At 59.9% G+C, this 9779-nt stretch carries 8 protein-coding genes; 4 read left to right on the top strand and 4 right to left on the bottom strand.

Features of this window, described 5'->3' with window-relative positions:
- The first annotated feature begins 33 nt into the window (after positions 1 to 33).
- Both brnQ and proY read left to right on the top strand, forming a co-directional pair.
- The gene (gene brnQ / locus QMM04_RS17915; RefSeq protein WP_021507147.1) at positions 34 to 1353 is read left to right on the top strand and encodes a branched-chain amino acid transporter carrier protein BrnQ; all 1320 of its coding nucleotides are present in this window, start codon (positions 34 to 36) and stop codon (positions 1351 to 1353) included.
- Positions 1354 to 1422: 69 nt separating this feature from the next.
- The gene (gene proY / locus QMM04_RS17920; RefSeq protein WP_058775216.1) at positions 1423 to 2778 is read left to right on the top strand and encodes a proline-specific permease ProY; all 1356 of its coding nucleotides are present in this window, start codon (positions 1423 to 1425) and stop codon (positions 2776 to 2778) included.
- A 42-nt stretch (positions 2779 to 2820) separates the two neighbouring features.
- Here proY and QMM04_RS17925 read toward each other — a convergent pair whose 3' ends face one another.
- From QMM04_RS17925 to QMM04_RS17940, 4 genes are all read right to left on the bottom strand, one after another.
- Positions 2821 to 4773 (bottom strand): acyltransferase family protein, encoded by a 1953-nt coding sequence (locus QMM04_RS17925; RefSeq protein ID WP_282996671.1) that lies wholly within the window; start codon positions 4771 to 4773, stop codon positions 2821 to 2823.
- A 276-nt stretch (positions 4774 to 5049) separates the two neighbouring features.
- On the bottom strand, positions 5050 to 6285 hold the full coding sequence (locus QMM04_RS17930) for a histidine-type phosphatase (protein ID WP_282996672.1): 1236 nt from the start codon (positions 6283 to 6285) through the stop codon (positions 5050 to 5052).
- Positions 6282 to 7091 (bottom strand): inositol monophosphatase, encoded by an 810-nt coding sequence (locus QMM04_RS17935; RefSeq protein WP_282996673.1) that lies wholly within the window; start codon positions 7089 to 7091, stop codon positions 6282 to 6284. The genes QMM04_RS17930 and QMM04_RS17935 overlap by 4 nt, the downstream gene beginning before the upstream one ends.
- Before the next feature lie 162 nt (positions 7092 to 7253).
- Positions 7254 to 7835, bottom strand: a complete 582-nt coding sequence (locus QMM04_RS17940) for an ACP phosphodiesterase (RefSeq protein WP_058781210.1) — start codon at positions 7833 to 7835, stop codon at positions 7254 to 7256.
- Between the two features lie 104 nt (positions 7836 to 7939).
- On the opposite strand from QMM04_RS17940, the gene queA reads away from it, so the two are divergent.
- Positions 7940 to 9010 carry a tRNA preQ1(34) S-adenosylmethionine ribosyltransferase-isomerase QueA gene (gene queA, locus QMM04_RS17945; RefSeq protein WP_021507153.1) on the top strand — a complete coding sequence of 357 codons (1071 nt, stop codon included), beginning with the start codon at positions 7940 to 7942 and terminating at the stop codon, positions 9008 to 9010.
- A 39-nt stretch (positions 9011 to 9049) separates the two neighbouring features.
- On the top strand, positions 9050 to 9779 hold a 730-nt coding region (tgt, locus tag QMM04_RS17950; RefSeq protein ID WP_282996674.1), incomplete at its 3' end, for a tRNA guanosine(34) transglycosylase Tgt.

Below are 9779 nucleotides of genomic sequence, written 5' to 3' on the forward strand. Positions count from 1 at the left end.
CCGCAACATCAGCTACAGGCAGTACAGAAGTTTATGACACATCGTTTAACCTCCAGGGATATCCTAGCGCTGGGCTTCATGACCTTTGCCCTGTTCGTTGGCGCAGGAAACATCATTTTCCCGCCTATGGTCGGTATTCAGTCTGGTGAACATGTCTGGATTGCCGCCTTCGGCTTCCTGATCACCGCGGTTGGTTTGCCGGTGATGACCGTGATCGCGCTGGCGCGCGTCGGCGGCGGTATTGATGCGCTCAGCTCACCGATTGGTAAAGCGGCCGGTCTGCTGCTCGCCACCGTGTGCTATCTCGCCGTCGGCCCGCTGTTTGCCACGCCGCGCACCGCGACCGTTTCATTTGAAGTCGGGATTGCGCCGCTGACCGGCGACGGCCCGCTGCCGCTGTTTATCTATAGCCTGGTGTACTTTGCGCTGGTGATTGGCATTTCGCTCTATCCGGGCAAGCTGCTGGACACCGTCGGCCACTTCCTCGCACCGCTGAAAATTGTCGCGCTGACCATTCTGGGCGTCGCGGCGCTGCTGTGGCCGGCTGGCGGCATTTCGCCGGCCACCGCCGACTACCAGCGCGCAGCCTTCTCCAGCGGTTTCGTGAACGGCTATCTGACCATGGATACGCTCGGCGCGCTGGTGTTCGGTATTGTCATCGTTAATGCGGCGCGTTCACGTGGCGTGGAAGACAGCAAACTGCTGACGCGCTATACCATGCTGGCCGGCGTGATCGCCGGTGTCGGTCTGACGCTGGTGTACCTCAGCCTGTTCAAGCTGGGCTCCGGCAGCGGCGCGATTGTCGATCAGAACGCCAACGGCGCGGCGATTCTGCATGCTTACGTGCAGCAGACCTTCGGCGGCATGGGCAGCGTCTTCCTCGCCGCACTGATTTTCGTCGCCTGTATGGTTACGGCGGTGGGCCTGACCTGCGCCTGCGCAGAATTCTTTGCGCAATACCTGCCGTTGTCGTATAAAGCGCTGGTGTTTATTCTCGGCCTGTTCGCCATGCTGGTGTCGAACCTCGGTCTCAGCCACCTGATTCAGATTTCGATTCCGGTGCTGACGGCTATCTATCCGCCGTGCATCGTACTGGTGGTACTGAGCTTTACCCTGAGCTGGTGGAATCGCAGCACGCGCATCATTGCGCCAACCATGCTGATCAGCCTGCTGTTTGGTATCGTCGATGCCATCAAAACCACCAGCTTTAAAGATGCGCTGCCGCTGTTTAGCCAGCATCTGCCGCTGGCCGATCAGGGTCTCTCCTGGCTGCCGCCGTCGCTGGCGATGCTGGTGATTGCTGCGGTGGTTGACCGGGTGAAAGGGCGTGAGCAGGTTGCCGTTCACCAGTAAGCGACATCGCTGTTAATTCCGACCACGGGCTTGCCCGTGGTTTTTTCATTTCCACAGGTACTGTTTGTTATGCAAGAAACCAATAAGCTCAAACGCGGACTGAGCACGCGCCACATCCGTTTTATGGCGCTGGGATCGGCGATCGGCACCGGGCTGTTTTACGGCTCGGCAGATGCCATCAAAATGGCAGGCCCCAGCGTACTGCTGGCCTACATCATCGGCGGCGCCGTGGCGTATATCATCATGCGCGCGCTGGGCGAGATGTCGGTTAACAATCCGCAGGCCAGCTCGTTTTCACGCTACGCGCAGGATTACCTCGGACCGCTGGCGGGCTATATCACCGGCTGGACGTACTGCTTTGAAATCCTGATTGTGGCGATCGCCGACGTCACGGCTTTTGGTATCTACATGGGCGTGTGGTTCCCGGAGGTGCCGCACTGGATTTGGGTGCTGTCGGTGGTGCTGATCATCGGCGCCATCAACCTGATGAGCGTGAAGGTGTTTGGCGAAGTGGAGTTCTGGTTCTCCTTCTTCAAAGTTGCCACCATCATCATCATGATCGTGGCCGGTTTCGGCATGATTTTCTGGGGCATCGGCAACGGCGGTCAGCCGACCGGCATCCATAACCTGTGGACCAACGGCGGCTTCTTTGCCCACGGTATCGTCGGCATGCTGCTGTCGCTGCAGATGGTGATGTTCGCCTACGGCGGCATTGAGATCATTGGCATCACCGCCGGCGAAGCTAAAGATCCGGCGAAATCGATCCCGCGCGCCATCAACTCCGTACCGCTGCGCATTCTGGTGTTCTATGTCGGCACGCTGTTTGTGATCATGTCGATCTATCCCTGGAACCAGGTCGGTACCGCAGGCAGCCCGTTCGTGCTGACTTTCCAGCACCTCGGTATCGCCGCCGCCGCCTCCATTCTGAACTTTGTGGTGCTGACTGCCTCGCTGTCGGCGATTAACAGCGATGTGTTTGGCGTCGGCCGCATGCTGCACGGTATGGCGCAGCAGGGACATGCGCCGAAGATGTTTATGAAGGTGTCGAATCGCGGCATTCCGTGGGTCACGGTGCTGGTGATGATGCTTGCCATGCTGGTGGCGGTGTACCTCAACTATCTGATGCCGGAAAAAGTGTTCCTGGTGATTGCCTCGCTGGCGACGTTTGCCACCGTGTGGGTGTGGATTATGATTCTGCTGTCGCAGATCGCGTTCCGCCACAAAATCGGCAAAGAGCAGGCCGGTAAGCTGCAGTTTGCTCTGCCGGGCGGCAGCGCTACGGCGTGGGTGGGGGTGCTGTTCCTTGCTTTTATCATCGCGCTGATTGGCTACTTCCCGGATACGCGTATCTCGCTGTACGTCGGGTTTGCGTGGATTGTTCTGCTGCTGCTGGCGTGGCCGCTGGCGAAGAAACGTAAAGCGTAAGAAGCTTTACCGCGGGCGAAGCGAGACTTCGCCCGCGGTGCATTACCAGTTTTTCCCCAGCGCCATCTCTCCGCCGTACGGATTCAGGTGATTGTTGTCGTACCAGAGCGGCATGCCCTGATGGGTGACCAGACAACCCTGCGCATTACACAATGTCTCCTGCAGTGACAACACGCGCACGCCGCGCTGCTGATAGTTCTTTAACAGCTCTGCCACCGATGCGTTTGGCATCTGCAACTGCTGCGTGCGTTCCGCCGCCAGCGCCGCGCCATCCTGCGCGCTGAGCCAGCTATTCAGGCTGCGGCGCAGCGGCATATTGCGGTTATGGCTGTAGCGCAGCGGATCGAGCGTGATGGTCGGCACATCGTCAATCAGAGTGATCTTTTTCCCTGCCGCCAGCAGCTGCGCCACCACGGTATCCAGCCCGCTTTTCAGTGCCTGCAGATTGTCCTGCGCCGGATCGCGGAGACTGCGGAATCCGCTGCCCGGCTGATCACTGAGGCCCGCCGCCCAGAACGCGCTGATCACCACTTCGTCTATTTTATCGCTCAGGATGATCGGCAGAACCCGCTGATTAAAATCGAGGCACTGCTGTGCATGCTGCGGTTTTTGCGGCATCGCGCGCGTGGCGTCAAGCAGGAAAGGGCAGGAGGCTTTGGTCAGCTGAAACAGCGGTTTCTGCTGCCGCCGGGCGTAATCGGCGACGTTGGCCGCCAGCGCGGCGGCATGGCTGTCGCCGATCAGCGCTATCGCCGGTGTGTCATTCTGCGGCTGGCACTGCGCATCGCGGGCGGGCCGCGTGGCGCCGTAATCCAGCAGGCAGGGATCGCGCTGGGCGGCGACTTTCCATTCGTCGCCAAGCATCACCGCTTCACTGACGCGCGATTTCAGGCCACCGCTCTGCCACAGCAGCACCATGGCACCGGCTGCCAGCAGCGACGAGGCGCAGTAGCCGGGGATCAGCCAGCGCGTACCGCTGCGCGCCCGACGGAATGGCTGTTCGATGAAGCGCCAGGAGAGCCAGGCGATGACCAGCGCAACGGCACAGATGCTCAGCGCCTGCCAGATGCTGAGCGGCCGATCGCTGCAGATGCGCGCCAGACTGAGCAGCGGCCAGTGCCACAGATACCACGAGTAGGAAATTTTACCGATGAAGCGCATCGGCGCGTTCTCCAGCAGCCGTTGATTGAGCGGGCTGCGCGCCCCGATCATCAGACAGGCCGCCAGCACCGGCAGCAGCGCCAGCCAGCCAGGGAAGCGATCGCTATGGCTGAGTAACAGCGTGGCGCCGATGATCAGCAGCCAGCCAGCAAGATGACAGAGGCTGGCCAGCCGGCCGGTGACGGGGCGGGGTTGCCACAGCGCCAGCAGCACGCCGGCACCCAGCTCCCAGGCGCGGGTTGGCAGCAGATAAAACGCCTGAGTGCTGGAGAGGGGAGTTAACCACAGGCAGCCGGCCAGCGACAGCAGGCTGAGCAGTAGCACCACGCCGGTCATTGTGCGCCGCAGCCGCACGGCCAGCAGCAGAATAAACGGCAGCACGATATAGAACTGCTCCTCAATGCCCAGCGACCAGGTCATCAGGAGCGGATTGAGATCGGCATCCGCACTGAAATAGTCGCCGCTCTTCAGTAACAGCATATTGGGCACCGAGAGAAACACCGCCATGCTGTATTTTGCCAGCTGGCTTAATTCCAGCGGTGATAACAGCAGATAACCGAGCAGCAGCAATACCATCAGCATAAAAAACAGGGCGGGCGCAATACGCCGGATGCGGCGTAAATAAAACTGATAAAACGAGAAGGTGCCGGCGGTAATTTCTTTACTGATAATGCCGCCAATTAAAAAGCCGGAAATAACGAAAAATATATCGACGCCAATAAAGCCACCCGGCACGGCGCTGACGCCGCAGTGGAACAGCACAACCAATATAATGGCGACAGCGCGCAGACCATCGATATCCGGACGATAGCGCAGCGAAACAGGTACAGACATAACAGGATCCCAGTTATTCAATGTTAATTTGCGATTTCATTACTGCGGGTAAAAATAGCTCGGCGCATCCTGTCGCCGAAAAATGTAAAAAGAGAAAGGTATTACTAAGGGATGATTGACCCGTGCAGCATATCGCAGTTTTACAGCGCTAACGCTTTTAAGGGAAAAAAAAGAAAAGTCTCAGATAACCGTGCCCACCAGCTTGCAGTTTATTGCTGTAATTTCGCTGCAGGAATAAGCCGGCGTAATCTGTCTGGCTTAACCCGGCGGCTGGCGTCAGGGATAGTCCACGGGGATTACCGCGCGCTGATCAATGGCGGTGCGCCAGTGCTCAAGCGTCGATTGATAAGGACACAGCGTGCCCACCGCCGTCTGGCGACAGTTTTGCTGATGCCACTCCTGGCGCAGCAGCGGGTGCTGCCGATCGATCGGCGTTAGCTGGCGCAGCGCATCCAGACTTTGCGCCTGAAAATAGACGCGCAGCAGCAGCGTATGCGTCTGGTTATCGCGCCAGCGCTCAAACACCAGGCTGCTGCCGGGCGGAATATTACCGCGCGCGTAGCCGGGCAGTTGCCAGCTGAAGCCGATCAGCGTGCGCAGCATGGCGATATTAGTATCGTGTGCCACCAGCAGCAGCCAGCGGGTGGAGGGCGTCGCCGCATCGTCCTGCAGGTTGCGCACCACCGCGTCCAGCAGAATCGACGCACGCTTTTGCGCGATATACGGCACATCATTACTCAGATCGTAATTGGCGGTCAGCAGCGGCAGCAGGGCGCTAATCTGCTGCGCCCGGGTGATGTTGCCCCACGCCAGCTGGCTGAACGGCAGATTTTCGCTCCAGCCGAGCCGTAAGGTTTCGGCCATGCTGGCCAGCACGCTGAGACCCTGCACGTAGGTATGGCCGCTTTTACTCTGCTTCAGCTGCCAGGGGCGATCGAAGAACGGGCAATCTGCCGCGCATACCGCCTGCCTGAGCTGCTGCACGGCGGTCTGTAAACGCTGCTGCAGTGCGGCGAGATCGCCGGCGCGCGCCGCGACCGCTGCCCGCTCCGTGGCAGCATCAGTTTGGCCGAACGGCAGTTTTTCGCTCTGAAATAGCGGATCGACCGTCCCCGCGACGTGATGAACTGCCACATCGCAGCCAGGAAAGGCGCCCTGCAGCAGCGCCTGCGCCGTGGCACGGGTGCGCTGCAGCGGACTGGCACGCACGTAGATTTGCCCGGCATCGGGACAGCCGGCGCGCAGCAGGCCGAGCTGGCGATAGTGTTCACCCTGCCAGCGACCTTTATTCACTACCGCTGCATAACCGTGTGCGGTGAGTTCGCCGTCGGCGCTGCGCCAGCGCGGCCAGGCGCGCTGGGTGGCGGCTTCGATTTCCGTGCGGTTACCTGCGGTGGGAGGACGCACGCCGTGACGGCTGATCTCTACCACTTTTTCCAGCTGGTAGCGCGGCTGCGCCTGCGCGGTGAGCGCCAGCAAAGCCAGCAGCGCGCTCAGCAGCAGACGTGTCATAACGTTGGCTGTGCCGGCAGCAGCGCTTTGAGCTGCGGATAGAGCACCGCGTTGGCCAGCAGCACCGGATTACCCTGTTGCAGGCCATGGTGGCTGAGATAATCGTTGGTGACGCCGCCCGCTTCGCGCATCAGCACAATGCCAGGCAGGCCATCCCACGGATTCATGTGCGCTTCGTAATAGCCAATCAGCCGGCCGGCGGCCGCCCAGGCGCTCATCAGCGCACCGGAACCGTTGCGGATAAACATGCCGCCCTGCGCCAGCAGCTGGCTGATAAAGGTGGTCAGCGGTTCAATCGGCTGGCTGTTCGAGCTGCTAAGGCCCAGCAGCCCCTGGTCGAGCCGCTGCGCGCTGTGTGCCTGAATGCGCTTGTCATTCACCCAGGCACCTTTGCCGCGGCAGGCGTGGAAGGTTTCCTGATGATTAGGATCGCTGACTACGCCAATCACCGGCTGATTGTCGCAGACAATCGCCAGCGAGACGCACCAGTTGTGCAGGCCGTTAATAAAGCTGCTGGTGCCGTCAATCGGATCGATGACCCAGATAAAGCGCGCGCCGCTGACGTCACCGCCGCTCTCTTCACCCAGCACCGCATCGTCAGGAAAACGCTCATGAATCAGGTGTTTTACCAGCAGCTCAACGTTGCGATCCGCCTCACTGACCACATCCTGCAAATCCTTCTTGTGCTCCACCACCAGCTGATGGCGCTGCTGATACCACGCCAGCGCGCGGCTGGCGGCGGTTTTCGCCACCTCACAGGCATAGTGATAACGGGCATCTAATTCGGTTAGCGTAGCTGATGACATTTTTCCCTCTTATCATTCACTGGCAATCGACGTGGCGAACCACGCCGGATAAAGCGCCATGGCTGTGTGACTGGCTTAACAAAAGTTAAGCAAGGCTTCATTAAGCCGCAGATGGCTGCGGCTGGCAAGGGGAGGCAATGCGGGGCAGCGGCAAATTGTGCTTCACAGCTGCCGGGCGCGCGCGGCGGCCATCAGGCGTGGATAGAACTGGAAAAACAGCGGTTCGAGCTGGGTGTAGTGGTCGACAAAATCCTGATAGGAGTCGCGCAGCGCCGCCAGCCGTGGCCGGCGATGCGCCATGCCGCTTAGTACGCGCGCCAGCCGCGCCGGGTCAGCATAGTGTTCAAACCAGCGTTCGCGCCACATTACCGCGTTGAGCTCGATAAAATCGCCCGGCGTGCCGGGCAGTTGCGGCACAATGTCGCGCTCGGCGGCAGCGCTAAAGGCGGACAGCGACTGCGCCGGATGCAGCTGATCCCAGTGGCGCGCCAGGAAGTGGTCCCAGATCACGTCGAGGGTAATTGGCGCCACGCGGCGCGTTTCGGCGCGGAACAGCTGACGCGCGCTGCGCACTTCCGGCAGGTTATCGGTCAGCACATCAATGCGCCGGTGCAGGGCAATACCGGCCACCACCGGCTGCGGCCACTGCGCCTCAACGTTGCCGCGCACGAAGTCGGCCAGCAGATTACCCAGCAGTGAGCTGTCGGCCAGGGTTGCGAGGTGAAGGTGAGCAAGAAAGTTCATGGCGCATTATAGGCAGAATCACACCGGCGCAGCCAGTTGTTCAGAATTGCCCACTTTTCCGCTAAACTATGCCGCCTGTTTTTTGAGTCCTGAAGAAGTGATGCATGCGTGTAGCCGATTTTGCCTTTGAATTACCGGAATCTTTGATCGCCCACTATCCGCAGGCGCAGCGCAGCGGATGTCGCCTGCTGTCGCTGGATGGCCCGAGCGGGGCGCTGAACCATGGCGTGTTTACTGATGTGCTGGATAAGCTCAATCCGGGCGATCTGCTGGTGTTCAATAATACCCGGGTGATTCCGGCGCGCGTCTATGGCCGTAAAGCCAGCGGCGGCAAAATTGAGATGCTGGTTGAGCGCATGCTGGATGACAAACGCGTGCTGGCGCACGTGCGCGCCTCCAAAGCGCCGAAGCCAGGTGCCGAATTACTGCTGGGCGACGACGAAAGCGTCAAAGCCACCATGCTGGCGCGCCACGATGCGCTGTTCGAAATTGAGTTTGCGGACGATCGCGCGGTGCTGGATATCCTGAACAGCGTCGGCCATATGCCGCTGCCGCCGTATATCGATCGTCCGGATGAGGAAGCTGACCGCGAGCTGTACCAGACGGTCTACAGCGCGCGCCCCGGCGCGGTGGCAGCGCCGACCGCCGGTCTGCACTTCGATGAGCCACTACTGGCGGCGCTGAAGGCGAAAGGCGTGGAGATGGCGTTTGTGACGCTGCACGTCGGCGCTGGCACCTTCCAGCCGGTGCGCGTAGAGAACATCAACGATCACATCATGCACTCTGAATATGCCGAAGTGCCGCAGGACGTGGTGGACGCGGTGCTGGCGTGCAAAGCGCGCGGTAACAAAGTGGTGGCGGTGGGCACCACCTCAGTGCGATCGCTGGAGAGCGCAGCGCAGGCCTGCCAGGATGGGCTGATCGCGCCGTTTTTCGATGACACGCAGATCTTTATCTATCCGGGCTATCACTACCAGGTGATTGATGCGCTAATCACCAACTTCCACCTGCCGGAATCGACGCTGATTATGCTGGTCTCGGCGTTTGCCGGTTATCAACACACCATGGCGGCTTATCAGAGCGCGGTGGCGGAGCAGTACCGTTTCTTTAGCTACGGGGATGCGATGTACATCACCCGTAATCCACAGGCTCCCGACGAAATCGTTGGTGGCTGAGTAATCAGACTGTTTCTCTGATTATCGAAAGAGGTCAATGTGAAATTTGAATTAGATACCACCGACGGGCGCGCGCGCCGTGGCCGTCTGGTCTTTGATCGCGGCGTCGTGGAAACCCCGGCGTTTATGCCGGTCGGCACCTACGGCACGGTCAAAGGCATGACGCCGGAAGAAGTGAAAGAGACCGGCGCGCAGATCCTGCTGGGTAACACCTTCCACCTGTGGCTACGCCCGGGGCAGGAGATCATGAAACTGCACGGCGACCTGCACGATTTCATGCACTGGCAGGGACCGATCCTGACCGACTCCGGCGGCTTCCAGGTATTCAGCCTCGGCGATATCCGTAAAATCACCGAAGCCGGCGTGCATTTCCGCAACCCGATCAACGGCGACCCGATTTTCCTCGACCCGGAAAAATCGATGGAGATTCAGTACGATCTCGGCTCCGACATTGTGATGATCTTCGACGAATGTACGCCGTATCCGGCGGACTGGGATTACGCTAAACGCTCGATGGAGATGTCACTGCGCTGGGCGCAGCGCAGCCGCGACCGCTTTGACGCGCTCGGTAACAAAAATGCGCTGTTTGGCATTATTCAGGGCGGGGTTTACGAAGATTTACGTGATGTCTCGGTTAAAGGTCTGGTAGAGATTGGCTTTGATGGGTACGCTGTGGGCGGCCTGGCGGTGGGTGAACCGAAAGAGGACATGCACCGCATCCTGGAACACGTCTGTCCGCAAATTCCGCAAGACAAACCGCGTTATTTGA

It is taken from the genome of Pantoea sp. Pa-EAmG (genome assembly GCF_030024295.1).
GTDB lineage: Bacteria > Pseudomonadota > Gammaproteobacteria > Enterobacterales > Enterobacteriaceae > Pantoea > Pantoea dispersa.